This window comes from Campylobacter sp. LR264d (assembly GCF_008633895.1).
Classification (GTDB): domain Bacteria; phylum Campylobacterota; class Campylobacteria; order Campylobacterales; family Campylobacteraceae; genus Campylobacter_D.
On the sequence record NZ_VJNT01000030.1, the window covers coordinates 39,242 to 64,531 of the forward strand.

The following is a 25,290-nucleotide window of genomic DNA, read 5'->3' on the forward strand; positions in this document are numbered from 1 at the left end:
CCACTCCTAAATAGAACTTTCTTTATATGCGTCATTTAAATACACAAAATCTAAAATTTTACAACGCGTTTCAAGTCTTTCGCGTATCTTTTTTACCTTGACATTCTCAGGTATTTCCATGGTTATTTCAAAATAATCAGCCATAGAATTTACGCTTGAAAGATTAATCGTCAATAAATTTATTTGCATTTTAGCAAGTAAATTTAAAAATTCGGCTAATACGCCTTTTTTATTTTCTAAAGAAAAAATCATTTTATAACTTTTTTGCGTATCTAAATCCCATTTTATAAAAACCATTTCTTTATTTTCATCAAGCATTTTTCCTGCCCTAGTACAAAGCTTATGGTGTATGCTAGCTACTGAATTTTTAACAAAGGCTATTATATCATCGCCCTTTTTTGGATGACAGCAATACTCAAATTCCACATTTGAAATTTTATGATTTGCATAAAAAATGCAATTGCCTATTTTTTGTTCTCTAATATCATATTTATTGAAAAAATAAGACTTTTTGCCGTATTTTTTAAGTATGTTTACCACATCTTTTAAATTTGATTGACTTTCTGAAATTTGGCGAATTCTGCGACTTAAATTTTCCTTTTCAATCCACTCTTCAATAAGTTCTTGTTTTTCACTAAAAATAAAACAAAGTATATTAAGGGCATTTTGATAACTAATCTCTTTTGCCTTTTGCCTACAATATTCCCTAATACTAGCCTTTGCCTTTGCGGTTTTAACGCTATCAATCCAAGAACACCTATAAAAACTCTCATCACTAGTAACAATACGAACAATATCCCCATTTTTAAGCTCAGTTAAAAGTGGCACTTTTATACGATTAACATAAGCAGTTTTTGCATGAAGTCCTATTTTAGTATGTACCTCGTAAGCAAAATCAAGCACGGTTGCACCTCGTGGCAAAGTAAAAATTTCACCATTTGGAGAATAAACAGCCACGTCTTCAACATATAAACTATCTTTTGCATACTCATAAAGTTCTACAGCATTATAGTCCTCACTAATATGATTTATACTTTGCATAGAAAGGTCACTCAACCAATCAAGCCTAGGAATAGCCACATTGCCACTTTCTTTATACTTCCAATGTGCAGCTATGCCAAATTCTGCGATTTTATGCATATCAAAGGTACGAATTTGGGCCTCTATAATATTTTTAGTATCAAAAAGCGTAGTGTGAATTGTTTGATAACCATTTTGCTTAGGCAAGGCAATATAATCTTTAAAACGCGATACAAGAGGGTTAAAATGCGTATGTAAAACCCCAAGTGCTAAATAACAATCGCTTATCTTTTCTACTAAAATTCTAACCCCAAGCAAGTCAAGTACCTCTTCAATCCCAACGCCCTTTCTTTGCATTTTTAAATAAATAGAATAACTATGTTTTATACGCTTTTGAATTTCAAAGGTCCCTTGCCTAAAACCATTACTTAAAAATAAAAGTTCAATCTTAGTAATAAATTCATTAAGTCCAAGTTGCATTTGTTGGTCGTTTGAGTTTATATAATTAAAAATTTGCAAGTACTCATCAGGCATTAAATATTTAAAACTTAAATCCTCTAAATAATTTTTAATGCTTGAAATTCCAAGTCTATGAGCTATAGGGGCGTAAACCACAAGGGTTTCTTCGCTAATTCTTTTTTGTTTATCCTCCCTTAGTGCATCAAGGGTTAGCATATTATGAAGTCTATCACAAAGCTTAACTATTAAAACGCCAACCTCTTTGACACTAGCAAGTAGCATATTTCTAAAAGTAAGGGCAGATTTAGTTAGGTTTTTGTTTGAATTTGATTCTATAAGATTATCCTCTCTTATTTCAATAATCTTAGTAAGCCCTAAAACAAGGCTTAGTACTTCTGAGCCAAATTCATTTCTTAATTCTTCTTCGCTACAAGCTGTATCTTCTATCACGTCATGTAAAAGTGCAGCCAAAATAGTAGGCTTATTTTCACTTAAAAATGCTACTAAACTAGCCACTAAGATAGGGTGAACTGCGTATGGTTCTCCACTTTTTCTAACCTGTCCTTCGTGCGAACTAATGCAAAAATCAACTGCCTTTTCTAGTAATTCATCCTTATCACAAACCCTAAATAAAAGTTCTCTAGCACCTTCAAGGTCTTTACAATTTTTAACCTCTTCAACTAAGTCTTCAAGAAATAATTCTTCATCAAGTGTTTTCAACTAAGCCCTCTAAAGTAATTTTGCCCTCGGCAATCTCAAAAAGTGCAAGGTCTGCTAACTTCATTTTTGTCTTATCAAATTCGATTAAAGGCTGTGCACCTTGTGCTAATTGTTCCGCCCTTTTTGCAACAACAAGGGCAAGTTTATACCTGTCATCATTCATTTTTTTAAGTGCTTTTGCCACAACTTCTTCAATTCTTTGCATTTTTTCTCCTTAACTATTTTTTACTATAGAACAAAGGCTAGTATCACCTTGTATTATCTTTAACAAATTCCCTTCCTTAAACATATTGCAAACCACGATAGGCAAGGTATTATCCTTAGCTAAAGCAATAGCTGTATCATCCATAACCTTAATATTATCTTTCATTGCCTCGTCATAGTTTAAAACATTGATAAATTGAGCGTTAGTGTATTTATTTGGGTCCTTATCATAAACCCCATCAACCTTTGTAGCCTTAATAACCATATGAGCGTTAATCTCAACTGCCCTTAAAATCGCCGTTGTATCAGTGGTAAAATAAGGATTTCCAGTACCAGCTGCAAAGATAACAACTCGCCCTTTTTCTAAATGCCTATTAGCCCTTCTCATAATATAAGTTTCACAAAATGCTTCCATTTTAATAGCACTTTGAACACGTACCTCAACACCATAACTTTCCAAGGCCTCTTGTATAGCAATAGCATTTATAACAGTGCCTAACATTCCCATATGATCGCCACTTGTTCGCTTTATAAGTCCACCCTTTGAAGCAGATACACCACGAATTATATTTCCACCGCCTATAACAATACCAACTTCTATATCATTTTCTACAAGTTCTTTAATCTGCATCGCAAGGTATTTTAAGATTGAATTTTCTATACCAAAACCATTCTCACCAGCTAAAGCCTCACCCGAAAATTTAACCAAAACCCTTTTTTTTTCTTGCATAATATCTCCTTTAAACTTTGCAATTATAGTTAAAATAGTATTAAAATAAGCTAATTTAAGCTAATGAGTTCTAAAGGATTTATGTGAAAATTTTTTTGAGTAACCTCAAAGGTTAAATCATCTTTTATCCTACCAACAACAGCACCTTTTTTTATATTTTTACCTACCTTAACGGTCGGGGCTATCTTATCTAAGTGTGCATAAATAGTATGAATTCCATTGCTATGTTCTATAATCACAACCCTTTCAAGCATACCAGTATCCTTTGCAAAAACGATTTTGCCATCAAGTACGCTTTTAACAGTGGCATCGCTTTTTTTACTACGCAAAATCACATTTTCATTAAAAATTTTAATATTATAAATTGGGTCTACATAATTGCCAAATTTTTGCTTTACAACAAAGCTTTCTAGGGGTGCGATAGTCTTTTTGCCAGTGTATTTTTTAACATTACTTCCTTGATAGCTAGAACCTATTTGACGAATTTTTTGACTATCATTAGAACTAATCTTACTATCCTTAGCGTTAGTTTTAGAATTTTGCTTTTCTATAATTTTAAGTTGATTTAGTGTCTTTCTAATCTCATTTTGCTGGGCACTTAAATTTTCAAGCTTTTTAGTATAAATATCCCTATCCATTTTTTGCTTATTAATAACATTTAATTGCTTTTTTTTAAGCTCGTTAAATTTATTTACTTGTTCGTTATAATCTTTAAGACTTAAATTTATTTTTTTAATCTGTTCTTGTTTATTATCTATCATCTTACTTAGTCCATCATAATCCTTACTAAGCTTTGAAATTTCATCATTTAGCATCATATCAATGCCTTGTAATACCTCTAAGGCTATAAAGCTTTCCTCACTTTCTATATAACCTTGGGGAATGGGCAAATCATAAGCAAAATCCTTAGCTATCAAGCTTACTAGTTTATTTTCCATTAAGGTCCTATTTTTTAATAATTCCTTGTTTTGATTAGCTAAATTATCAAGTTCTTTATTTTGTACCTTAGCATTGCTTTCTAGTTTTGAAATTTGCAAATTTAAATCTTGTATTTGAGAATTTATCTCTTTTAAAGCCTTTTCTCCATTTAAAATTTCAACTGCTAAGTCTTCAAGCTTTTTATTTAATTGTTCTTGGCTTTTTTTATTTGCTTCTAAATTCTTTGTTTTTTCCTTAATAGTACTTGAAAAAAGTACGCTTAAAGCTAGTAAAAAACAAAAAATAATTCTCATTTTTTAACCCTAAACATAACAGAATTTACACAAAATAAAGAAACTATTAAGGTAGCTACAAAAATAATTCCTAAATCAATGAAAAAATTTATAGGAGGAAGTTCTATATCTACGCTTTTTAAGCTTTCTTGTACTATGGATAGATTATAAAATTGGGTAAAAAATCCAAGTAAAATTAAAAAGGCGATTAGACAATCTAAAAAGACTATTTTATAAAGCATAAAAGAACGAAACCAAAAAGGAGCCCCAAATAAACACATAATCTCCACCCTTTGAGTGTGTTCATAAAGCCAAATTCGCATTTGTTTTAAAAATAAAACAAAGCTTAAAAGTATGATTATAAAAAGAAAAGACCAAAGAATCATTTCTATTAAGACAAGCAAAGAATAAATTTTATTATGCGTTTTTGCGAATGTTTCTACCTTGTTTATGCCATTAATGCTAAGTAATTGTTTTTCTATGTTTTCAAGTTCACTTTGAGTAGGTAAATAATCAAGTTTAAGGCTATAAAATTTAGGTAAAGAACTTCTTAAAAGCTTTAAATTTTTTTCAGAAACATCCTTTTTAAGCCTATCTATTAAATCCTTTGGATCAAGTAAGCTCATACTTATAAAAGAACTTACCTTTGATTTTATATTTTTTTCATCAAGCGCTATAGTGCTTGTAACTATAATGTTATAGTCCTTATTTACTATATTTTCATAATGCTTTATAGTAGCATTTGTAATAAAGACAAATTCAAAGGCAAACATCATAAAAAGCAATGGTAAAATAAGGGCTAAATGCGTTCTAAGAGATTTCATGCATGTTTCCATTGTCTATATTAAAACGTCTATAATTTACCCTTAGATTGCTTGGAATTCTATGAGTAACCACTACAACACAGGTTCCTAATAACTCTCTAGCTGATTTTAACAAAGTCCATATAATATCTGAGGAGTACTCGTCCAAATTCCCAGTAGGCTCATCACACAACAAAAGCTTAGGATTATGTGCTAAAGCTCTTGCCATTGCAACCCTTTGTTGTTCTCCACCAGAAAGCTGGTCAGGCATTTTATCGGCCTTAAAGGTTAAATTTACATGTTTTAAAAGCTTAGCAGCTTGCTCTTGGCAAATTTTCTTACTATAACCCTTTATCATTAAAGGTAACATAACATTTTTTGCCACGCTCATTTCTTGGATTAATCTATAATCTTGAAAAATAATACCTATCCTTTGCCTAAGTTTTAAAAGCTCATTATTTCCTATATGTTTCATAGATGCCCCACACACTTCAAGCTGACCAGAAAGCAGGTCTAAGTCCCCATAAAAAGACTTTAAAAGCGTGCTTTTTCCACTTCCACTTTTACCTGTGATAAAAACAAAATCATCCTTATTAAAGATAAAACTAGCCTCTTTAATAACAAGCTCGTCATAACCTAGTGAAAGTTTTTGTGCTACTATGAAATTTGACATCTTTTTCCTTTGCTATAATTTTGTTTTGTTTTTGCTTAAAATTCAAGAATCTTTCTCAAAAAATGCAAGGCTTTTAAATTTGCGTGAGTTTTAAAGGGTTCATTAAGAATAAATTCAATCTTATCGCTAAGTAATAAATAACTATGTTCTGGCTTATTGAAGTCCCCAAAGGCTATCTTTAAAACAAAATTTTCTTTAGTTTCATAAATGCTTTCTAAATTTAAAAAAAAATCATCTTCTTTAAATTTTTGCTTAGAAAAATTTTTTGCAAAATTTGCTAATTTTTCTTTATTAAGCTTAATCTCTTCTATATTAAATTTTTCAAGTTCTACCTTTTTTTCATCGCTACTTATCTTTGATACTATTAAATCATAAATATCCTTTTCTTGCTTTTTCCACCTATCTTCATACTTGCTTGAAATTTCTAAATCCACATTTTTATTAATTAAAATTTCATGCTTTTTAAAGCTTAAAAATTGTTTTAAAGTAAAATCAAGGTACTCAAAACTATCAGTCCTTAACTCAAATTTTCCATTATCAATTAAAACCCTTGCAACCTCTTTGCAAAATTCCTTACTTACAACCCTTCGGTGTGGCTTTTTATCCCAAGGAACAGGAAAATGCAAGAAAATTTTTTCAACACTATTGCTAGTCAAAACGTTTAATAAAAGCCTTGCATCGCTTTGAATAAGCAAGATATTATTTAAATTTTGAAACTTAGCTAATTTTGCAACTTGATTTAAACTAGGATTATAAATTTCAACGCCAAGTATTAAAATTTCCGGATTTTTTTTAGCTAAAAAAAGCAAATGACGACCCGAACCAAAGCCTATTTCTACATAAATTTTTTTATCTTTAATCCTTTGTAAAAGCTCGTTAAAATCACTTGCTATTAATGGAGTTTTACTTGTTAGATTATTATTTTTAACACAAATTGCACTATCAATTATATTATCACAAAACTCATCCCTAAACAAAACCAAGGCCTCTTGCAAAAGCCCTATTTTTGAAGGCTTAGAATGCTTATCTGCCTTGATTATAAAATAATCTTTTTCTTTTTTGATTTGTAAAAAAAATTTTTCATCGTTAAATTTGGTTAAAATAAGCGTAACTGATGAATTTTTAGCACTAAATAAAAAAGAAATGCCCTTTTTTTCAAAGGGCAAAGTTAAGGATTTTAGATATTTTGTTCTAAAATTTGGCATTATTGTTTTGCTTTTACCTTATTAGAAGCTTCTGATTGTAAATTTCCTGAATCAATGGCATATACTTCATAAGAATACTCAACCCCTGGCAATGCATTAGTATCAAGCATATTTTTATTTTTTATACCCTTAAACACTGCTGCTTTTTCACCGCCTGTTCTTTTTACTATATACTCAACTGCCCTATCATCATTATCAGACCATTCTAAACTTATACCCTCGCTAGTACTTTTCGCACTTATAAGGCTTGGGGCACTTGGAAGTCCTAGAGTTTGACCTGAAACGCCCTCGCTTTGCAAAGGACCTTCAAGCCCATCAATATCCACTATACTAACCTTATAACTTTTTGATTTACCAGCACCTCCAACGGCGTCTTCATAGTGATTTGATTGAGTTTTTGCAACTAGGGTATAAGGTAAAAAAGTTGAGCTTGTAGCATAAACCTTATAATATGAAAAATCCTTATAATTGCTTTCATTCCATTGTAAGCTAATCTTATTTGACCCATCAATACTTGCACTAAGTCCTTCTACAACAGGTGGCAAAGCCTTACTTGTAGCACTTAAAACAGCACTTGCCTCGCTAATCACCCCATCAAAGCTTTGTGCATAAATTATATAATCAAAGCTTTGATTTGGTTTTAAATCATCATCTATGTACTCAGCATTCAAGCGATTTTTAATCTGGGCTAGTTTTTTAAATTTGCTTTCATCACTTTCTTTTCTTTCTATGATATAAGCATTAACCCTTAAATCGCTATGTGGTCTCCATACAAGCTTAATTTTATTTGCTAAATTTGTAAGGGCCTGTGCGTAAGAAATGGCAGGCAATCTAACATCTGTCATAATCTCAATCACATCGCTTTCTTCTGAAATATGATTTTGGTCATTAAAGCTTTTCATCTTATAAAAATACTTTGTAGAAGGTTCAAGCTTAGTATCTACAAAATGCGTTTGAAATTTATTTGTAATAGTTTCAACAAGCTTAAAAGTAGGCTCAGCCTCACTAGCCCTATAAATATAAAAACCCTTGATATTTTCATTATACAAAGGCTCCCATTCAAGTGCGACATTACTCATATCGCTTAAGCTTTTAAGCTGTTCAATCTTTGGTAAACTCTCATTTAATAGCACTTCTTTAGCGGTAAATTGTTGTGAAACTCCACTACAAGCACTAAGAAAAAGAGTTAAACTCACTGAGCAAAAAATCAAGTGTAATTTTTTCATGTACTTCTCCTAAGGTAAATTTTTTCAATAATCTTTCTTTGAAATCTTGCATTAAAGGGGCCTTAACAAAAATTTCTTTTTTGCTTCTTGGATGCGTAAAATACACATAATAAGAATGCAACATAACCCTTTGTTTTTCGCCCTTAAAACCATATAATTCATCTCCTAAAATATGCCTATTTATACTTGCTAAGTGTGCCCTTATTTGATGAGTTCTACCTGTAAAAAGTTTTGCACTGATTAAGGCAAAATCATTACAATCTAAACACGATATAAAAGCACTTTTAGCACTCTTTGCACCTATTTTTAAGATACCTTTTTCATCAATAGCTAATTTTTTGATACGATTATTTGGCGTTCTAATCAATGCCTTTTCTATGATTATTTTACTATCTTTTAGTGGCAAATCAATTAATGCAAGATAAATTCTACCCATAGTTTTTAAAAAAAGTTGTTCGCTTAAATTTTTATGAGTAAAATTATTTTTAGCTATCACAATGGCCCCACTGGTATCTTTATCAAGCCTGTGTATTAAACCAGGTCTTAATTGCCCACCCAAATTTGAAAGCATAAAATTTTTATTAATAAGCCAGTCTACTAAAGTTGGTCCTTTAACCGAATTTGCCCCGTGAACTACTAAATTTGGTGTTTTATTAAGCACTAATAAATCATCATCTTCATATAAAATTTCAAGGTCAAAATTTATTTCTTGTTTTTCTTTAATATCTTTTATTTTAGGCTTTAAAATGCAAATTTCATCATTTAAATTTAACTTAAAAGAGGTCTTGTTTTGAATTTTATTATTTATTTTAACTAGGGAATTTTTAATTAATAAACTTACTTGATTGCGACTTTGTTTAAGGTGCTGGGCTAAAAAAATATCAAGTCTTATTTCTTCATTTGCTAAAAAAGTTTGCATTTTTTCCTTCAAATACTTTAAAAGTTTAAAATTTTAGCATATAATAGTAATAAATTTTTTAAAGGTAAAAATTTTGATTGTATTAGATAGACGCATTCTTACACATTTTGATTATATGCAGCCAATCTTAGTCTTACCTATTGTCGCGATTTCTTTTTTTTTAACCTATGAGGCAAGTGTAAATTTAGTAGAAAAACAATTTATATACACCTGTGTAGGCTTTTTCTTTTTTACCTTTTTCTTTTTCTTTCCCATTAGAAAACTTATGTGGCTTATACCCTTGTTTTATTGGGTTGGCATTCTTTTACTTTTAAGTGTTGATATCTTTGGCGTTGAAAAACTAGGGGCTGCTAGGTGGCTACAAATTCCATTTACTACTTATACCATACAGCCTTCTGAATTTTTTAAACCAGCCTTTGTCTTAATGCTTGCATATCTTATTTACAATAACCCACCACCTGATAATGGCTACAAACTTAAACAATTTATAAAGCTTAGCTTTTATATAATCTTGCCATTTTTATTAATAGCAAAAGAACCCGACCTAGGAACTGCAATGGTTCTTATAATAGTAGGCTTTGGAACGCTTTTTATCATAGGGATAAATTATAAAATTTGGCTTAGCATTGTTTTAGTACTCTCAATAACCTCGCCTGTAATGTATACTTATTTATTAAAGCCCTATCAAAAGCAAAGAATTCACGATTTTATAGCCGAAAAACCAAGCTATCAAGTAACCCAGGCCATGATTGCTATAGGCAATGGAGGACTTTTAGGAAAATCGCAAAGTGAGGCCACGCAAACGCATTTTAAATTCTTACCCATTCATACTAGCGACTTTATCTTTGCTTACATGGTAGAAAGATTTGGTTTTGTCGGGGGTTGTGTTTTAATCGTATTGTATATTTTTTTAATCTTGCATTTATTAAGCTTAAATCATAAACTGCGGAAGGACCACTTTGGGCGAGTAGTTTTAAACGCAGTTGCCTTATTTATTTTCATTTATACAGCTGTTAATATCTCTATGGTTATAGGCTTTGCGCCAGTTGTTGGAATTCCCTTGCCTTTTTTTAGCCATGGAGGAAGCTCTTTTACTACCTTTATGGTATTTTTTGGGCTTTTGCAACACTTAATAACCTTTCGTTTTTCTTGGTATGAAAAATACTAAATTTTTTTTAAGCAAAATATGCTATAATTTCGCTTTTTTACAAGGTTGGATTTATAGCTCAGTTGGTTAGAGCAACCGGCTCATAACCGGTTGGTCGCAGGTTCAAGTCCTGCTAAATCCACCATTAGTCATACTTTTAAAAAATAAATTTCTAATTTACTTTTAACTTTTCATTAAGAAGAGTGATTAATTTTTCTTTGTCTATCTTATTATTTTTAGTACAAATGTCTTTACTTGATATCTCTATATATAATATTTTCATTTTTTCTAAAAGTTTTTTCTTTAAAGTATCATTATTTTTAACTTGAATATATTTTTCTTCTCTTTCTTTTTCATTAGCTACAAAACCACTTCCAGTGTGTCCACTCCCATGAAATTCTATTACACACAAAGGTAGTTTAGAAACTTTATGCAAAAGAACAAAATCTGCAACAAAACTAGAATAAACTTTCCATGTTTCATCATTAGTGGTTTTATCTATAAAAGTTTTATAAGCTACTTGTGGACAAACTATATAAGCTCCTCTTATACAATTAACTAAAGCCCAATATATATCAGTTTCACTTTTATTCATCACTTTTTTTATTTTAAAATTTCCTTTTTCTACTAAATTTATTTTATCTTCAAAGGTCAAACTTTCTTGTAATTTTGTGCTTTCGTATTGTTTTTTTCTAAAAACACCTTTTTTATTTCTATTATAAGCATAAAAAATACGTACAAAAAACCTAAGAAACATAAAAACTCCTTAAAATGTATTTTCATAAAAATAACAATTTTTGTCTAAATATTACTAAATCTTCTTCCTAAAAACTAGTTTTGAAATTTGTTCAAAAGGGATTCTTAAAAATGGCTTGTAGATTACAAAGCCACCGATTAAGCCTAAAATACTACCCACAATCACATCTTGTAATCTAGCAAGGGCTATTAAATTCGCATCCACATTCATAAAGCTAGTAGCCTCTGCTAAGTAAGTTACATAAGGGGTTAAGAAAAATATAGCTATAGCATAGTTTCTAGTTACTACAAATTCAGTCATAAAAACTAAAAACATCATTAAACAAACAAAAGAAATAGTACTAAATTCAATCTTTAAAAGATACCAAGCAAACAAGGTCCCAAGGGCTGTGCCTAAAATCCTTTGAATTTGCTTTATCCAAACCCCATTTAAAGAAATGCCTTGCATTACAACAGTGCAACTTACTGCTACCCAATAACTTCTTTCAAGTTCTAAAAATGCCCCTAAAAATACAGCAAAACCTACAAAAAAGCCTATAATAACAGAATCAACTACTATTACCTCAAAGCCCCAGTTTCCTCGCTTTGGTATGGGCTTTGGAAGTGAGTTTTTAAAGCAATAAATTACCAATAAAGAGTAAATAAAGGCTATGAAATTTGCTACCATAGTACCAAGGGTTACAAGCCCTGTTAAAAAGATATAATCTTGAATTTCAAAGGGAAAAAATGAACCCAACAAACAAGCAAAAACGAAGAAAAAATAACCAGGTGCCCCTACATCATAATACCTTACTAAAATAGAACTAGCCATAGCTACAAAGCCCACTAAAATAGGCATTAAAGTAGGTGCTAAGTGTGTTAAAAGTCCTAGTAAAAAAGATAAAGAAATTCCAAAAGAACAACACATTACAACTGCCATTCTATGATACATAGGAGTATTTGGTATATATAAAAACGCCATTACCCCTATCATAGAAATAAGACCTAAATCAAGCCTTTTATAATATGCCCCAACCCCTAAAACCAAACCAACTCCCAAGGCTATAAAAAAAGGTAGTTGCCACACTCTTTGAGTGGAATTTAAGGCTAAAATATCTATAAAATGTTTAAATATTTTTTGCCTCATTGCCTTATTTGTCCATCACCATAAATGATATATTTGTAAATGCAAATTTCATCAACCCCCATAGGACCTCTTGCGTGAAGCCTGCTCGTGCTAATTCCAACTTCTCCACCAAAGCCAAATTCTCCACCATCACTAAAACGAGTAGAAGCATTTGCATAAACACAAGCTGAATTTATAAGCCTTTGAAATTTGGCTATGTTTTGTACATCATTTGAAAGTATGCAATCGCTGTGAGATGAACTAAATTCATTTATATGCCTTATAGCCTCGCCCAAATTTTTAACGCTTTTAATGCTTAATTCAAAATCAAGCCACTCAGTAGCAAAGTCTTTTTGAGTAGCTAAAAAAAGTTCTAAATTCGCATTTTCAAAATGTTTTATAATGTTTTTATGGGCATGAATTTTAATATTATGCTTTTTAAAGGCTTTTTTTAATAAATCAAAAAATTCTAAATTTATATTTTCATGTATCAATAAGCTTTCTAAAGCATTACAAGCACTTGGTTTTTGGCATTTTGAATTTATTATAATATCCACTGCATTTTTTAAATTTGCACTCTCATCAACAAAGATATGACAAAGTCCCTTATCTTGCTTAATGAGTGGAATTTTCGTATTTTGTGCTATATTTTTTATCATTTCTTCGCTACCTCTTGGAATGATAACATCTATTAAATCATCAAAGGCTAGCAATTCCTTAATCTCGCCCTTATCATAAAGCATTAAAAAACAATCTTTCAAGGCGTATTTTTCAAGTACTTCACAAACTATATTAAAAAGGGCTAAATTTGTATTCTTAGCCTCGCTTCCTCCTTTTAAAATACAAGCATTAGAACTTTTTATCATTAAGGCTATAATCTCAGCACTTAAAGCCGGTCTTGCCTCATAAATTACACAAATTAAACCTATAGGAATGCTAATTTTTTGAATGCTTAAGCCTGCATAATTTTTCCAGCCTCTTTGTATGTTGTTAATAGGGTCTTCTTGCAAAGCAATCTTTTCTAAGGCATCGCACAAAGAAGTTAAACGTTTTTCATTTAACAATAACCTATCTCTAATAGCCCCTGTTTTTTTGAAATTTGCCATATCCTTTTCATTTGCCTTTAATACATTTTTAAAATTTTTTCTTAAATTTAAGGCTATTTCAAAAATTATATTTTCTTTATCCCTTGAGGTTAAGTCTAGTAATTTTTGAGAATTTTTTTTGATATTTTTTATTAAATTTCTCATTTTTAATCCTTTATTTACGAAAAACTTGCTAAATTTGTTTATTATACAATCAAAATTAAAACCAAAGGTAGTATTATGAAAAAAGTTGATTTAATCGTTATCGGGGCAGGTCCTGCTGGTATCGGGTGTGCAGTTGAGGCAAAACTTGCAAATAAGGAAGTTTTACTTTTAGAAAAGGGTGGTCAAATTTGTCAAACCTTAATGCAATTTTACAAGGATGGAAAAAGGGTAGATAAGGCTTATAAAGGTTGTGATGGTACAAATCATGGGCATATTCCTTTTGAAGATGGTACAAAAGAAAGTACTATTGAAACCTTTGAAAAGGCATTAAAAGACAATAATATCGAGATTGAATTTTCAAGCGAGGTTGAAAGCGTTAAAAAAGATGAAAATGGCTTTATACTAAGTACTGGTAAGGGCGTTTATCAATGTAAAAATATAATAGTAGCAATTGGTAGAATGGGGCGCCCTAATAAGCCTGATTATAAATTACCTTCTTCTCTTGCTAAGGTGATAAATTATAACGCAAATTCAGTACAAAGTGGTGAAAATATCCTAATTGTAGGTGGAGGAAATTCAGCTGCTGAGTATGCTGTGGATTTAGCAAATTCAAATAAGGTTTGTTTATGTTATAGAAAAGATAAATTCACAAGGTTAAATGATATAAATTTACAAAATATTAACGATGCTGTTAGTAAGGGCAAGGTCGAATTAAAACTTGGCATAGATATCGTTGAAGTAGAGGATGAAAATGGCAAAGTTAAAGTTAAATTTAATGATAATTCAAGCCTAAGTTATGATAGATTAATTTATGCAATAGGAGGTTCAACCCCTGTTGATTTCTTACAAAAATGTGGTATAAATGTCGATGAAAAGGGCGTTCCTGCTATAAATGAAAATAAAGAAAGCAATGTTAAAGGAATCTTTGTAGCAGGTGATATAGCTACTAAAAACGGAGCTAGTATAGTTACTGGCTTAAATGACGCATTTTCCATTATAAAAACCTTATCTTAAATTTTAAACTTCTACTTTTTGTAGAAGTTTTTAAAGGGTGTTTCTTGCAAAAGCCACAAATTCAAGTAATTAGTAATTTTTTAATAGATTATGTTAGTACTATACTAAGTTCTGGTACCTATACGGCTATAATTTCAAAATGCGTTGGACGCATAGCTGAAATTTATGGCTATGATATAAATATAAATTATTTTTTTCACCATTATTCACTAAATATCACGGATAAAGATGATAATTCCATTTATAGAACCTATATAATCCCTAATAAACACATACATTTAAATTTTAAACTTATCTTAGACCTTAGCGGCCTGTCCTGGGCAATTTATGATAAAAAATACGATTTAGAACTTTCAAAAAGGCTTTTTGAAAACTAAGTACCCAAAAAAATATCCTTATATTTATAATCTTTTCTTTGTTTCCTTGGCAAATGCGTCCTTTTGTTCGCTTTTTGGTGGCGATATTTTTGGGGCTATTTTTGTATTTTTAGGTACGCTTTGTGGCTTGATTTTAAGATATTTTTTAACTAAAATAAAAATAGACTTACGCGTTCAATATGTTATTTGTGCCTTTATTTCTTCTTATATAGTTTATCTTGGTATAGTATTTTCTTATATACAAAAAGCAGATATCGCCCTTGGTTCAAGTATTTTATATTTAATACCCGGGGTATTTTTCATAAATTCTATAATTGATATCTTAAAAGACCATATTATAATGGGGATAAGTCGCATTATTAGCGTTGTAATCTTAGTTTGCTGTATAGCAGCAGGAATTTATCTAACTTTAAGCATTAGCGATTTTAGGTTTTTATTCTGATAGAAATATTGTTAAAAGATATATGTTTTGCAGCCATTGTGGGTTTTGGCTTTGCCTATGCTTGTAATTCTCCCTTAAAAACATTGATTTTATCAGCAATCCTAGCAGCCATAGCCTATGTTTTGCGTTTTTCTTTGCTAAATTTTGGCATAAATAACATAGCAATTGCCACCTTTATAGCATCTTTTTGTATAGGTTGTTTAGGAATTTTGCTTGCAAAGCTTTCAAAAACACCTGCTGAAATTATTGCCTTTCCTGCCTTAATCCCTATGATTCCAGGAATTTATGCTTATAAGGCAATTTTAAATTTCATATCCTTTACTAGAACTGAAAACATAGAATTAAAAAACAAATTTTTAACGCTTTTTTTTGATGAGTTTTTTACTACAATCTTTGTTAGTATATCCCTTGCCAGACATTAGTATAACTTTATTAATATTTTTTGAACAAAGCTTTATGATGACAAGGGGGAGAAAGGAATTTAAGAATAAATCCTTTTAAGCAAAGAAAACACCGCCCTTTTAATGCGTTCAATAGAGGCTAACTCACACCTTTCATCCGTTGAATGAGGATTATAAATATTTGGTCCTATACAAGCACAGATTAAATCTTGTTTTTGTTCTATTATGCCACATTCCAAACCAGCATGGATTGCTGAAATTCTAGCCTCTTTAATCTCTTTTTTAAGCTCATCTAATAACATTTTACTAAGTTCATTTTCCCCACCCTGCCAAGGTGCGTAAAAATTATAAGTTTTTATTTTAAAATCATTAAAATGAGCCTTTGTTTCAAATTCCAAATTTTTCAAGGCTTCTAAATTATTTGACCTGGCAAAAAGGCTAAATTTAACCACCTTTTTTTTCATTTTTAAAAGGGATAAATTTATACTGCTTTCAACTATGTTTAAATTTTTATTATAAGACCTAACCCCTTGAGAAAAGGAATTTATGATATTTAGTAAAAACTTACTTTCTTTTACAACCCTTACGCATTTTTTACCCTTGAATTTAAGTTCTATAAACTCATTTTCTTTAATCTTTTCTTTAAATAAAACTAATACCCTGGCATTTTTTGCTATAGAATTTATCCTTTCCCCGCCATTAAATTTAATTATTTCGCCACTATTTAAGGCTATAAATTTAGCCATTTCTTTAATGGAATTTTTACGATTTTCTACAATATCAATGCCAGAATGCCCACCCTTAAAATTCCTTGCGTTTAGCTCATAAACATAACCGCAACTTTTTTTAAAATGAACTTTCAAACTAGTATCTATATCAAGACCTCCAGCACAACTTACTATAATATCTTTTTCATCTTCGTGGTCTAAATTTAAAAGCATTTTTGAATGAAGTTTAAGCTCTAAATTCTTAGCCCCAAGAAGTCCTACTTCTTCGTTATTTGTAAGCAAACACTCAAAATTATCAAACTCACTCATAACCTGCATAATAATAGCTACTCCTATGCCGTTATCTGCTCCTAATGATGAGTTTTTAGCCTTTAAAAAGCCATTTTCTTCATAAAGTTTTATATTTGGGGCTTCCCCCATACAAACCATATCATAATGACTTTGCAAACAAATTTTAGGCTCCCCTTTAATACAATGGATATTTCCAGCCTTATCACTTTTTACAATGCAATTTTTATCTTTTGCAAATTCTATTAAAAAATCCCTTAGTTTTTCAGTTTCAAAACTGCAATGAGGAATCTGACTAATTTTTTCAAAATTTTCTAAAACTTCTTTCATTTATACTCCTTTGTTAAAATTATGGCATATTTTAATGAATTTTAGGCATACAATGAGAATAACAAGAAAAAATATACTAAATTTAAGAAGACTTTTAAGCAATCCAAAACAGCTTTTCATACTATTAATAATAAGTCTAGCCTTATTTTTAATGCAAGAATTTAGCCAAGAAGGTGAGCATTTTAGTGCCCAAGTTTTAAGGGTTATTGATGGTGATACCATTGAAATTTCATATCAAAATGAAAAAAGCAAGATTCGCTTTTTTGGCATTGATGCACCCGAGTTAAAACAAGAATTTGGGGAAGAATCAAAGCTTTTTTTAAGTTCTTTGATAGATAAAAAGCAAGTTGAAGTATTTAAAAAAGATAAGGATAAATACAATAGAATTTTAGCCATTATTAAGCTTAATAATGAAGATATTAATAAAAAAATGGTTAGATTTGGATACGCCCATGCCTATATTTATTACAGCGATATTTATAAGGATGATGAAAAAATCGCAAAGGAAAATAAATTAGGACTTTGGGCAGATAAAAACCCTGTAAGTCCTTATGAATGGCGTAAAAAAAATAACTTAATTAAGAAAAATTAATCAAATTTGCTTTATAATCCTTGCAGGATTTCCAGCCACAATCACATTTTCAGGCACGTCCTTTGTCACCACGCTTCCTGCAGCAATTATAGAATTATCCCCTATTGTCACATTTGGACAAATGGTAACATTAACCCCAAGCCATACTCTATTGCCTATGACAATGGGCTTATTAAAAGTAGAGTGGCGATTATAAGGGTTAATATCGTGATTTATGGTAACGATATTGCATTTTGGACCGATAAGAACGTCATCTCCTATACTAATGCCACCCCTATCCATAAAGGTACAACACTGATTCATAAAAAAATTCTTACCTATGCTAATATTTTTACCATAATCTACATAAAAAGGAGGGATTATCCACGCACTGCTATCAACTTCTTTTCCTATGATTTTACTAAAAAGTTCTCTTATTTTTTCTTCGCTATGATTGCCATTATTTAGCTCATTTGTAAGCCTTGCAGTTTCTAAAATAATATCTCTAATCTTTTCAAATTCCTTAGTTTTTGTATCGATTAACTCACCTTCTATGTCGCGTATAAAAATATCACGGTTAGTACTTTTACTTGGGGAATTTCTTTTGCTATATGAGTTCATTTTTTCTCCTTTTAAAATTGAAATTATAAAACTTAATACTAGCTATAAGTCAAGTAAAAATTATAAAAATTTATTAATTAAATAATGCTAAGATTTCAAAAATAAAAAAGGTTAAAAATGCTTTATAAGATACTTTTAAAAATAAGCTTAATTATCACAATAATGCTAAGTTTTAGTGCATGTTTTGTAAATGAAAGAGGGATAGGAAATCGTTATTATAGTGATTGTGTGGAGTATTATGATGCAAGTGGGACCTATCATAAGGATTGCCCTGAAAATTGGATAGATATCCCACAAACACCAAGCGAGGTTAGAAAAAAGCTTAATTAACCTTAGCCCCTGGCATATTTGGCATAACGCCAGTATTAACAGCAATGGTTTCAGCTGCTTCTTCTTCTGATTTAGCATTTGTAGTTGAAGGTGGTCTTTTAAGCCTAAATATATGCTCATCAGTTACTACAATTTGCAAGGTAGATTCAAAAACCTTTATCTCCTTAACATGTCCAACCACTCTAACATCTCTTTTTTTAGAAGTTTCATCAAAAAGTGCATGGGCTTCAAGTTCAAGTACGTCTCCAAGTTTTAAAGGTGCATAAAAAAAGCAACGAGAACCGATTAAAACAGAATACTCTTTATTAATAGCTGCTTGTGCTACATAATTGGCCGCTGCAAAGATATAACCATCAAAAACTAAGCCTTGGTCATCTACTATCATATCAGGGGCAGTTATAAGTACGGATTTTGCGTGATTTTTTGAAAGTTCTATTATAGTACCACTAACTGCTGTATTTAACTCAGGACATACTAAAAGCTCAGATTTAACACGGGTTATATCTTCTTGCGTAGCAAATTCCTCAAGCTGGGCGAATTCTTCGTAGTTTTGTTCTTTTTTTGCCATATTTAAACCTTTAATTTAACATAAACACGTTTTGGACTCTCATAACCCTCGAAAGTTAAACTGCTATCATTTGGATCTAAAAAATCACCCAAAGAATAAGAATCAATCCACTGCGTTTTACGTTGTTCATCAGTGCTAGTTGCCTTTTTTGCAAGAATTTCAAAGTCTACAAAACCAGCCCGTTCGCACCAATTTCTTAAAGCTAATATCGACGGAATGAAATAAATATTTGATATTTTTGAATAAGTTTTTCTAGGAATTAGTGCAACCTCTCTTTCATCATCTATATACATAGTATCTAAAAACACTACTCCTTTATCGTTTAAGCCTTTTTTTAAATCCTTTAACATTTTTATAGGGTCGCTTCTGTGATAAATCACGCCTAAACAAAAGATAATATCAAATTTTTTTTCATAACTTGGTAAATTTTCAACACCTAAAAGCTCGTATTTGATATCTGTTTTAATTAAGGAATTTATTAACTCAAATTGTAAGCGATATTTAATGCTTGGGTCAAAGCCGGTTATGCTTTTTGGGTTAAATTCAAGCATTTTAAACATATAATAGCCATTATTGCAACCTATATCAGCTACATTTTTATCCTTTAAAATATCTAAATATGGTCTTAAAATATCAAATTTAATAAAACTTTGCCACTCGCTATCTATAAACAAATCACCTATTTTAAAGGGTCCTTTTCGCCAAGGCTTTAATTCCTTAGCTAAATCTAAAATTTCTTTGTCCTTATCTTTATTAATAGCTATATCAACGTTTTTACTAAGACTAAATTTAGCATTTAAATCGCATTCTTTTAAGGCTTGAATTCTTTTAAAAAGTGGAGATTTTAATAATTGATTCTCAAGCATTTAATCTCTTAAAAAGCCTGTAACTGGCGAACTAGGTCTTGCATTATTTATACTAGCAAGACCTGATAAATAAGCAAGTCTACCTGCCCTAACCCCTAAAGCAAAGGCCTTTGCCATGCATGCTATATTATTAGCCTCTGCAATGGCAGTATTTGCCATAATAGCACTTACCCCCATTTGCATAGCCTCACAAGCTTGTGCAGGGTTTCCAATACCTGCATCAACTATTATAGGTAAATCAATCTCATTTAATAAAATTTGGATAAATTCCTTAGCACAAAGTCCCTTATTGCTACCTATTGGAGCTGCTAAGGGCATAATAGCAGCTGCCCCTGCATCTTGCATACTTCTAGCAGCGTATAAATCAGCACTCATATAAGGCAAGGGCGTAAAGCCATCCTTTGCTAATAACTCAACTGCCTTTATAGTTTCATAATTATCAGGCAATAAATACTTGCTATCATTAATAATCTCTATCTTTATAAGCTCACCACAACCAAGCTCCCTTGAAAGTCTTGCTAAACGCAAGGCCTCTTCTGCATTTCTAGCCCCTGAAGTATTTGGCAAAAGGGTAATATTTTTTGGGATAAAATCTAAAATATTAGCTATCTTGCTACCATTTGCACGGCGTAAAGCCAAGGTTATAATTTCAACCCCGGCCTCTTCAATGGCTGATTGTATTAAATTTAAAGAAAATTTACCAGAACCTAATATAAAACGAGAAGAAAATTCAAATTTTCCTATCTTTAAAATATCTTGCATTTCTAACCTTGAAAGTGTAATAAAAACTTATTTTAGCTTAAAAATTTTAATCTTATTTAAATTTATCGTTCTAACTCGCTAATGCCTATATTTTCATATTCAATAGTGGTTATTTGATAATAGCTATTGATTGTTGATAAAAGATTATAACGAGAACGAAGTAATTCTTGTGCTGTTGAATTTAAGCTATTGTTTGCGTCTAAATAATCCTTTAACTCACTTTTTCCAAGGCTGTATTTTTGATAATATGAGTTAGTGATTTGTTCTTGTTTAGTATAAATGTCTTGCAAATTTGCATAAAGGGCAATATAGCTTTGATAATCCTTTGTATTTAACCAAAACTCATTTATAGCACTTTGTAAAATTTGAACATATTCAAATAATAAGGTCTCGTAGGCAAATTGTGAAATTTTAATATTTTGACGCACCCTGCCATAATCTAAAAAAGGCAAATTTATTAAAATACTCCCACTTAAAACCTCAAATTTAAAGCTATTTTTTAAGCTCTCATCGCTCCCACTTAAACCACCACTTAAGCTAATGCTTGGCAAAATAGACTTTTGAACGCTGGTATAATCCTTAAAAGCTGAGTAAAGATTATGAATTTTTGATTTTACGTCCGGGCGATATGAAAAGAAATTTAAGGGCAAGTCATAATTTGGCTTTAATTCTACAAAATCCTTTAAAGAAAGACTTGAAAAATATTCTATGTAAGAAAAACCACTTTCATCTCCTATTAAATCTTTTAAGGTCTTTATCAAGGTGTTTTTATTTTGTTCGTTGCTTAATAAATTTTGCTTAGCATTTAAAAGACTTTGTTCTACGCTTAAAAGTTCTAATTCTTCTACCTTGCCAAGTTCGTATTTTAAAACATACAGCTTGCGCATTTGTTCTAAATTTGCAACATAATCTTTTAATAAAATATCTACATCGTTAAAATAAGCAAGTTCAAAAATTCCATTAATAGCCGAATTTAAAATACTTAGTTTTAAATTTTCTAAATCATAAGCACTAGCTATTGCATTAAATTCAGCTGCCTTAGTTTCATCGACTATTTTGCCATAAATATCAAGTTCATAACTTAAATTTAAATTATTTGAAATAACCCTTGAATTTGTAATGCCTGTATTTAAATTTTTACTCTTAGAAATTCCAAAATTTGCACTTAATGTTGGATACATATCATAATCAATTAAATTTGCATTTGCTATCATCGTTAAAAGCGTAGTTCTAGCCACATTTATATCAGAATTATTTGCTAAAATATAAGTCATAAATTCATTTATTTTTTCATTGTTATAGGCTTTCCACCAGGTCCTGCTTATATTTAAGTCGTTAAATTCATCTCTTGTAATGGTTTTTTCTTCAATCTTTGTAAGCTTTACCCCACAAGCACTTAAAAATATAAGTAAAAATATTAAAGATAATTTTTGCATATTATTCCTTTGATAAGGCACTTATTGGATTTAAATTTGCTGCATTTTTAGCAGGGAAAAAACCAAAAATAACGCCTATAAATACGGAGCTTAAAAGCCCTATTATAACAGAGGTAGCTGATAAAATCATAGGGAAATTTTCGCTAAAAGTATTAAAGGCAAAAACAACGCCTATTGATAAAATAACGCCTAAAATTGCCCCTATAGCACAAATCATAACAGCCTCAATTAAAAATTGCATTAAAATATCTTCTTTTCTAGCCCCTATAGCCATGCGAATTCCAATCTCTCTAGTCCTTTCGCTAACTGATACTAGCATAATATTCATAACCCCTATTCCACCGACAATCAAAGAAATAATAGCTATACAAGTAATCATTAAGGTTAGGGTTTGTTGATTTTCTTCAACAGCTTGTTTTATGCTATTTGAATTTATAGTAAAAAAATCCTTTTGTCCTCTTTTAATCTCTAAAATTCTAATAATAGCTTGTTCTGCTAAAATAGGGTCTGCATCATCCTTTATCTTAGTATTTATATCTTTTAACTCGCTTGAACCAGTGATTTTATTCATCATAGTAGTATAAGGCATGTAAACGCGAACCGTGCTATCATCAAACATTCTTTGAGTATTTTTTTCCAAAACGCCAATAATTCTAAAAGACTTGCCAGAAAAGATAATATTTTTATCTAAAATATCCCTAGCATTTACATTTGCAAATAAATTTTGATGTGCGTTATAATCAATCACAGCTACATTTGCACTCGTTTTTAAATCATTTTCAGAAAAAGATTGCCCTGCACTAAAGGTATAGCCCTTAATACTAAATTCATTTATCCCAACACCTTGCCCACTAGCATTTAAGGATAATTCTTTATAGGTTACTATGCCACTTGAACTAACCGTTGCTTCTACTGCATCAAGGTAAGGTAAGGAACGAAGCGTGGTTAAGTCGCTTAAATTTAGCCTTTTTGTATCTGAACGTGTATCACCAAAACCACGGCCTGTTTTTACCTCAATGGTATTTGTACCAAGCCTTGCAATAGAGGCTAATACCTTTTCTTGAGAACCAAGTCCAAGGGCTACGACGCATACAACAGAAGCAATCCCTATAATGATTCCAAGCATGGTAAGCAAAGAACGCATTTTATGAGCAATGATTGAAGAATAAGCAATTTTAAGGCATTCAAAAGCTTGATTTTTAAGCAATAAAAAAGTCTTTTTTTCAATTGGCATTTTTTTAACTTGAGGTCTTTGTTTTAACTCACCACCCTTGCTATCGCTTAAAATTCTACCATCCTTTATCTCTATGATTCTTTTTGCCCTACTAGCAATTTGTGGGTCGTGAGTTACTAAAACAATGGTATGACCTTCATCATTTAACTCTTTTAAAATTTCAAGCACCATAATACCACTTTTACTATCAAGTGCACCGGTTGGTTCGTCTGCTAAGATAAGTTCGCCACCATTCATTAACGCCCTAGCTATACTAACCCTTTGTTGTTGACCTCCGCTTAATTCATTTGGCCTTGAAAGATATTTATTGTTTAATTCTAAGTCATTTAAAAGCTTTTTAGCCCTTTCATCTCGCTCATAAGTAGATTTTCCTGCATAAACAGCAGGCAAGGATACATTGTCATTTGCACTAAGTAAGCTTAAAAGATTGTATCTTTGAAAGATAAAGCCTATTTTTTCGCGTCTAAGCCTTGCTTTATCATCTTTGCTAAGCGTGGTAACTTCATATTTATCAAAAATAAAACTGCCCGAACTTGGCTCATCAAGGGTGCCTATTATATTTAAAAGCGTGGTTTTTCCACTTCCACTTTGTCCTATAATGGCTACAAATTCACCCTTTTCTATGTGTAAATTTATATCCCTTAAAATAGCTGTTTGACCTATGGTTTTATTTATATCTTTTAAATGAATCATTATCTTACCCTAGGTTTTGACACACTTACGTCAAGGGACATTATAAGCTTATCGCCCTCATTTAACCCCTCTAAAATTTGAGTATTTAAAGAATCTTTTGCCCCAAGGGTAACATATTTTTTAGTCCTTACCCCATTTTCTAAAATATCAACATAATAGCCACCCCTATCATTTTTTATCAAATAAGTAGGCACAGCTAGAATATCTTTAACGCTATTTACTACTATTTCATTTTCTAAACTCATTCCTATGCGTAAAAAATTATCATTGTTTTGTACGAAAAAATTTGCATAGTAATAAATTGCTGTTGAAGATGAGCTAGAACTTGAACTTGAAGAACTTGTAGAAGAAGTAGAATCACTTACTTCTGTATTTGCTGGGTCTATTGAGGCTATGTTTGCTTCGTATTTTGTATCAGGGTCGCTTAAAAGTGAGAAATTTACCACGTCCCCTATTTTAATCTTACCAACATCTGCTTCTGCAATCTCCATTTTTACTTCCATAATGTCTAAATTTGCTATTCTAACAATGGTTGGCGTGTTTTGACTAGCATTAACAGTTTGTCCCTCATCAACTGCTACATTTATGATAACTCCATCAATGGGTGCAGTTATAGTGGTATATCCTAAATCTTTTTGAGCGTTTTTTAAGGTGATTTCATATTGTACTACTTGGGCATTTAACTCAGCCACATTTGCCTTTAATTCATAATAAGAATTTTTTAAAGTTTCTAAGCTTTCAAGCGAGGTAGCCTTGGCTACAAAAAGCTTTTTTTCTCTTTCGTATTGTTTTGTGGCTATTTCAAAGGCTACTTTTTTACTTTCTAAATTTGCCTTTGCACTTTCAAGCTGGGCCTTTGTAATGTCAAGTTCATTTTGTTGTTTATCCTTATCAATTTGGGCTATTAAATCTCCTTGCTTTACCTTATCACCTATATCTACATAAAGTTTTATGATTTGTCCACTAACTTGTGCACCAACGTCAACTTGTTCTTTAGCATAGACCTCGCCAACTGCTTGAATTACTTCTTCTATATTTGATTTTCCTAATTCTTGGACCTTAATTTCACCTTGTGCATCCTTTTTAAAGAATAAAAAATAAATAACTATTATCAAAATACAAGCTAATAAAATAAATAAAATTTTCTTTTTCATTAAAAACCTTAAACTTAAATTTGTGCGTTATTGTATAGTATTATTAT

Annotated in this window: 24 protein-coding genes, 1 tRNA gene and 2 pseudogenes; 7 read left to right on the forward strand and 20 right to left on the reverse strand. The window is 30.9% G+C overall.

Translation table 11 applies throughout. The features are described from left to right. Positions 1–6: 6 nt before the first annotated feature. The 9 genes from FMM56_RS06580 to FMM56_RS06620 are packed head-to-tail and all read right to left on the reverse strand — an operon-like array spanning position 7 to position 9,170. A complete protein-coding gene (locus FMM56_RS06580; protein WP_150141617.1) occupies positions 7–2,199 on the reverse strand; it encodes a RelA/SpoT family protein in 2,193 nt (730 codons plus the stop codon). Beyond that, positions 2,186–2,404 carry a DNA-directed RNA polymerase subunit omega gene (locus tag FMM56_RS06585; protein ID WP_150141615.1) on the reverse strand — a complete coding sequence of 73 codons (219 nt, stop codon included), beginning with the start codon at positions 2,402–2,404 and terminating at the stop codon, positions 2,186–2,188. Before FMM56_RS06585 ends, FMM56_RS06580 begins: the two co-directional genes overlap by 14 nt. Positions 2,405–2,413: 9 nt before the next feature. After that, on the reverse strand, positions 2,414–3,133 hold the full coding sequence (gene pyrH, locus FMM56_RS06590) for a UMP kinase (protein ID WP_150141613.1): 720 nt from the start codon (positions 3,131–3,133) through the stop codon (positions 2,414–2,416). Between the two features lie 50 nt (positions 3,134–3,183). Beyond that, entirely contained in the window at positions 3,184–4,365 is a 1,182-nt protein-coding gene (locus tag FMM56_RS06595; RefSeq protein WP_150141611.1) for a murein hydrolase activator EnvC family protein, read from the reverse strand. Beyond that, positions 4,362–5,168, reverse strand: a complete 807-nt coding sequence (locus FMM56_RS06600; protein WP_150141609.1) for an ABC transporter permease — start codon at positions 5,166–5,168, stop codon at positions 4,362–4,364. The genes FMM56_RS06595 and FMM56_RS06600 overlap by 4 nt, the downstream gene beginning before the upstream one ends. Next, a complete protein-coding gene (locus FMM56_RS06605; protein ID WP_150141607.1) occupies positions 5,155–5,820 on the reverse strand; it encodes a cell division ATP-binding protein FtsE in 666 nt (221 codons plus the stop codon). The genes FMM56_RS06600 and FMM56_RS06605 overlap by 14 nt, the downstream gene beginning before the upstream one ends. Before the next feature lie 35 nt (positions 5,821–5,855). Then, positions 5,856–7,025: a tRNA (guanosine(46)-N7)-methyltransferase TrmB gene (gene trmB / locus FMM56_RS06610; RefSeq protein ID WP_150141605.1), complete on the reverse strand. Its 1,170-nt coding sequence runs from the start codon at positions 7,023–7,025 to the stop codon at positions 5,856–5,858. Further along, a complete protein-coding gene (locus FMM56_RS06615; protein WP_150141603.1) occupies positions 7,025–8,251 on the reverse strand; it encodes a fibronectin type III domain-containing protein in 1,227 nt (408 codons plus the stop codon). The genes trmB and FMM56_RS06615 overlap by 1 nt, the downstream gene beginning before the upstream one ends. Further along, positions 8,199–9,170: an RluA family pseudouridine synthase gene (locus FMM56_RS06620; RefSeq protein WP_150141601.1), complete on the reverse strand. Its 972-nt coding sequence runs from the start codon at positions 9,168–9,170 to the stop codon at positions 8,199–8,201. The genes FMM56_RS06615 and FMM56_RS06620 overlap by 53 nt, the downstream gene beginning before the upstream one ends. A 73-nt stretch (positions 9,171–9,243) precedes the next feature. Here FMM56_RS06620 and FMM56_RS06625 point away from each other — a divergent pair, with 73 nt between their 5' ends. Together FMM56_RS06625 and FMM56_RS06630 are read left to right on the forward strand one after the other, a co-directional pair. Next, a complete protein-coding gene (locus FMM56_RS06625; protein WP_150141599.1) occupies positions 9,244–10,338 on the forward strand; it encodes an FtsW/RodA/SpoVE family cell cycle protein in 1,095 nt (364 codons plus the stop codon). 47 nt (positions 10,339–10,385) lie between these two features. Further along, positions 10,386–10,462, forward strand: a tRNA-Ile gene (locus tag FMM56_RS06630). 27 nt (positions 10,463–10,489) lie between these two features. On the opposite strand, the gene FMM56_RS06635 is transcribed toward FMM56_RS06630, so the two are convergent. The 3 genes from FMM56_RS06635 to FMM56_RS06645 all read right to left on the reverse strand — a co-directional run bounded on the left by FMM56_RS06635 (position 10,490) and on the right by FMM56_RS06645 (position 13,428). Then, positions 10,490–10,972 carry a DUF2726 domain-containing protein gene (locus FMM56_RS06635; RefSeq protein WP_190318979.1) on the reverse strand — a complete coding sequence of 161 codons (483 nt, stop codon included), beginning with the start codon at positions 10,970–10,972 and terminating at the stop codon, positions 10,490–10,492. A 156-nt stretch (positions 10,973–11,128) separates the two neighbouring features. Then, positions 11,129–12,199 (reverse strand): FUSC family protein, encoded by a 1,071-nt coding sequence (locus FMM56_RS06640; protein WP_150141595.1) that lies wholly within the window; start codon positions 12,197–12,199, stop codon positions 11,129–11,131. Continuing rightward, positions 12,196–13,428: a glutamate-5-semialdehyde dehydrogenase gene (locus FMM56_RS06645; RefSeq protein WP_150141593.1), complete on the reverse strand. Its 1,233-nt coding sequence runs from the start codon at positions 13,426–13,428 to the stop codon at positions 12,196–12,198. Before FMM56_RS06645 ends, FMM56_RS06640 begins: the two co-directional genes overlap by 4 nt. A gap of 75 nt (positions 13,429–13,503) precedes the next feature. Between FMM56_RS06645 and FMM56_RS06650 the strand changes: the two genes are divergently transcribed. The 3 genes and pseudogenes from FMM56_RS06650 (at position 13,504) to FMM56_RS06660 (ending at position 15,762) form a co-directional block, all read left to right on the forward strand. After that, the gene (locus FMM56_RS06650; protein ID WP_150208131.1) at positions 13,504–14,442 is read left to right on the forward strand and encodes an NAD(P)-binding domain-containing protein; all 939 of its coding nucleotides are present in this window, start codon (positions 13,504–13,506) and stop codon (positions 14,440–14,442) included. Positions 14,443–14,486: 44 nt separating this feature from the next. Next, positions 14,487–15,261: pseudogene (locus FMM56_RS06655) on the forward strand (threonine/serine exporter ThrE family protein). Beyond that, positions 15,258–15,762, forward strand: a pseudogene (locus tag FMM56_RS06660) (threonine/serine exporter family protein). Before FMM56_RS06655 ends, FMM56_RS06660 begins: the two co-directional pseudogenes overlap by 4 nt. Here the strand turns inward: FMM56_RS06660 and FMM56_RS06665 are convergent. Further along, positions 15,743–17,008 (reverse strand): M20/M25/M40 family metallo-hydrolase, encoded by a 1,266-nt coding sequence (locus tag FMM56_RS06665; RefSeq protein WP_150141589.1) that lies wholly within the window; start codon positions 17,006–17,008, stop codon positions 15,743–15,745. The pseudogene FMM56_RS06660 and the gene FMM56_RS06665 sit on opposite strands and share 20 nt — an antisense overlap. A gap of 52 nt (positions 17,009–17,060) precedes the next feature. Between FMM56_RS06665 and FMM56_RS06670 the strand changes: the two genes are divergently transcribed. Continuing rightward, positions 17,061–17,600, forward strand: a complete 540-nt coding sequence (locus FMM56_RS06670; protein WP_150141587.1) for a thermonuclease family protein — start codon at positions 17,061–17,063, stop codon at positions 17,598–17,600. Here FMM56_RS06670 and FMM56_RS06675 read toward each other — a convergent pair whose 3' ends face one another. Next, positions 17,601–18,200 carry a sugar O-acetyltransferase gene (locus FMM56_RS06675; RefSeq protein WP_150141585.1) on the reverse strand — a complete coding sequence of 200 codons (600 nt, stop codon included), beginning with the start codon at positions 18,198–18,200 and terminating at the stop codon, positions 17,601–17,603. It abuts the gene before it with no gap. 162 nt (positions 18,201–18,362) lie between these two features. Here FMM56_RS06675 and FMM56_RS06680 point away from each other — a divergent pair, with 162 nt between their 5' ends. Then, the gene (locus tag FMM56_RS06680) at positions 18,363–18,530 is read left to right on the forward strand and encodes a hypothetical protein (protein ID WP_411675309.1); all 168 of its coding nucleotides are present in this window, start codon (positions 18,363–18,365) and stop codon (positions 18,528–18,530) included. On the opposite strand, the gene FMM56_RS06685 is transcribed toward FMM56_RS06680, so the two are convergent. The 6 genes from FMM56_RS06685 to FMM56_RS06710 form a co-directional block, all read right to left on the reverse strand. Beyond that, on the reverse strand, positions 18,523–19,098 hold the full coding sequence (locus FMM56_RS06685) for a hypothetical protein (protein ID WP_150141581.1): 576 nt from the start codon (positions 19,096–19,098) through the stop codon (positions 18,523–18,525). The two genes, FMM56_RS06680 and FMM56_RS06685, sit on opposite strands and share 8 nt — an antisense overlap. Positions 19,099–19,100: 2 nt before the next feature. Then, positions 19,101–19,964 carry a tRNA 5-methoxyuridine(34)/uridine 5-oxyacetic acid(34) synthase CmoB gene (gene cmoB, locus FMM56_RS06690; protein ID WP_150151979.1) on the reverse strand — a complete coding sequence of 288 codons (864 nt, stop codon included), beginning with the start codon at positions 19,962–19,964 and terminating at the stop codon, positions 19,101–19,103. Then, a complete protein-coding gene (locus tag FMM56_RS06695; RefSeq protein ID WP_150151976.1) occupies positions 19,965–20,726 on the reverse strand; it encodes a thiazole synthase in 762 nt (253 codons plus the stop codon). Between the two features lie 62 nt (positions 20,727–20,788). Continuing rightward, positions 20,789–22,162, reverse strand: a complete 1,374-nt coding sequence (locus FMM56_RS06700) for a TolC family protein (RefSeq protein WP_150141575.1) — start codon at positions 22,160–22,162, stop codon at positions 20,789–20,791. Position 22,163: 1 nt separating this feature from the next. Further along, a complete protein-coding gene (locus tag FMM56_RS06705) occupies positions 22,164–24,089 on the reverse strand; it encodes an ABC transporter permease (protein ID WP_150141573.1) in 1,926 nt (641 codons plus the stop codon). Beyond that, positions 24,089–25,243: an efflux RND transporter periplasmic adaptor subunit gene (locus FMM56_RS06710; protein ID WP_150151973.1), complete on the reverse strand. Its 1,155-nt coding sequence runs from the start codon at positions 25,241–25,243 to the stop codon at positions 24,089–24,091. Before FMM56_RS06710 ends, FMM56_RS06705 begins: the two co-directional genes overlap by 1 nt. Between the last annotated feature and the right edge of the window lie 47 nt (positions 25,244–25,290).

Coding starts and splice junctions, on each gene's coding strand:
- FMM56_RS06585 (WP_150141615.1), bottom strand. CDS start 2,404: ATGCAAAGAATTGAAGAAGTTGTGGCAAAAGCACTTAAAAAAATGAAT.
- pyrH (WP_150141613.1), bottom strand. CDS start 3,133: ATGCAAGAAAAAAAAAGGGTTTTGGTTAAATTTTCGGGTGAGGCTTTA.
- FMM56_RS06595 (WP_150141611.1), bottom strand. CDS start 4,365: ATGAGAATTATTTTTTGTTTTTTACTAGCTTTAAGCGTACTTTTTTCA.
- FMM56_RS06600 (WP_150141609.1), bottom strand. CDS start 5,168: ATGAAATCTCTTAGAACGCATTTAGCCCTTATTTTACCATTGCTTTTT.
- FMM56_RS06605 (WP_150141607.1), bottom strand. CDS start 5,820: ATGTCAAATTTCATAGTAGCACAAAAACTTTCACTAGGTTATGACGAG.
- trmB (WP_150141605.1), bottom strand. CDS start 7,025: ATGCCAAATTTTAGAACAAAATATCTAAAATCCTTAACTTTGCCCTTT.
- FMM56_RS06615 (WP_150141603.1), bottom strand. CDS start 8,251: ATGAAAAAATTACACTTGATTTTTTGCTCAGTGAGTTTAACTCTTTTT.
- FMM56_RS06620 (WP_150141601.1), bottom strand. CDS start 9,170: ATGCAAACTTTTTTAGCAAATGAAGAAATAAGACTTGATATTTTTTTA.
- FMM56_RS06640 (WP_150141595.1), bottom strand. CDS start 12,199: ATGAGGCAAAAAATATTTAAACATTTTATAGATATTTTAGCCTTAAAT.
- FMM56_RS06645 (WP_150141593.1), bottom strand. CDS start 13,428: ATGAGAAATTTAATAAAAAATATCAAAAAAAATTCTCAAAAATTACTA.
- FMM56_RS06650 (WP_150208131.1), top strand. CDS start 13,504: ATGAAAAAAGTTGATTTAATCGTTATCGGGGCAGGTCCTGCTGGTATC.
- FMM56_RS06665 (WP_150141589.1), bottom strand. CDS start 17,008: ATGAAAGAAGTTTTAGAAAATTTTGAAAAAATTAGTCAGATTCCTCAT.
- FMM56_RS06670 (WP_150141587.1), top strand. CDS start 17,061: ATGAGAATAACAAGAAAAAATATACTAAATTTAAGAAGACTTTTAAGC.
- FMM56_RS06675 (WP_150141585.1), bottom strand. CDS start 18,200: ATGAACTCATATAGCAAAAGAAATTCCCCAAGTAAAAGTACTAACCGT.
- FMM56_RS06680 (WP_411675309.1), top strand. CDS start 18,363: ATGCTAAGTTTTAGTGCATGTTTTGTAAATGAAAGAGGGATAGGAAAT.
- FMM56_RS06685 (WP_150141581.1), bottom strand. CDS start 19,098: ATGGCAAAAAAAGAACAAAACTACGAAGAATTCGCCCAGCTTGAGGAA.
- cmoB (WP_150151979.1), bottom strand. CDS start 19,964: ATGCTTGAGAATCAATTATTAAAATCTCCACTTTTTAAAAGAATTCAA.
- FMM56_RS06695 (WP_150151976.1), bottom strand. CDS start 20,726: ATGCAAGATATTTTAAAGATAGGAAAATTTGAATTTTCTTCTCGTTTT.
- FMM56_RS06700 (WP_150141575.1), bottom strand. CDS start 22,162: ATGCAAAAATTATCTTTAATATTTTTACTTATATTTTTAAGTGCTTGT.
- FMM56_RS06705 (WP_150141573.1), bottom strand. CDS start 24,089: ATGATTCATTTAAAAGATATAAATAAAACCATAGGTCAAACAGCTATT.
- FMM56_RS06710 (WP_150151973.1), bottom strand. CDS start 25,243: ATGAAAAAGAAAATTTTATTTATTTTATTAGCTTGTATTTTGATAATA.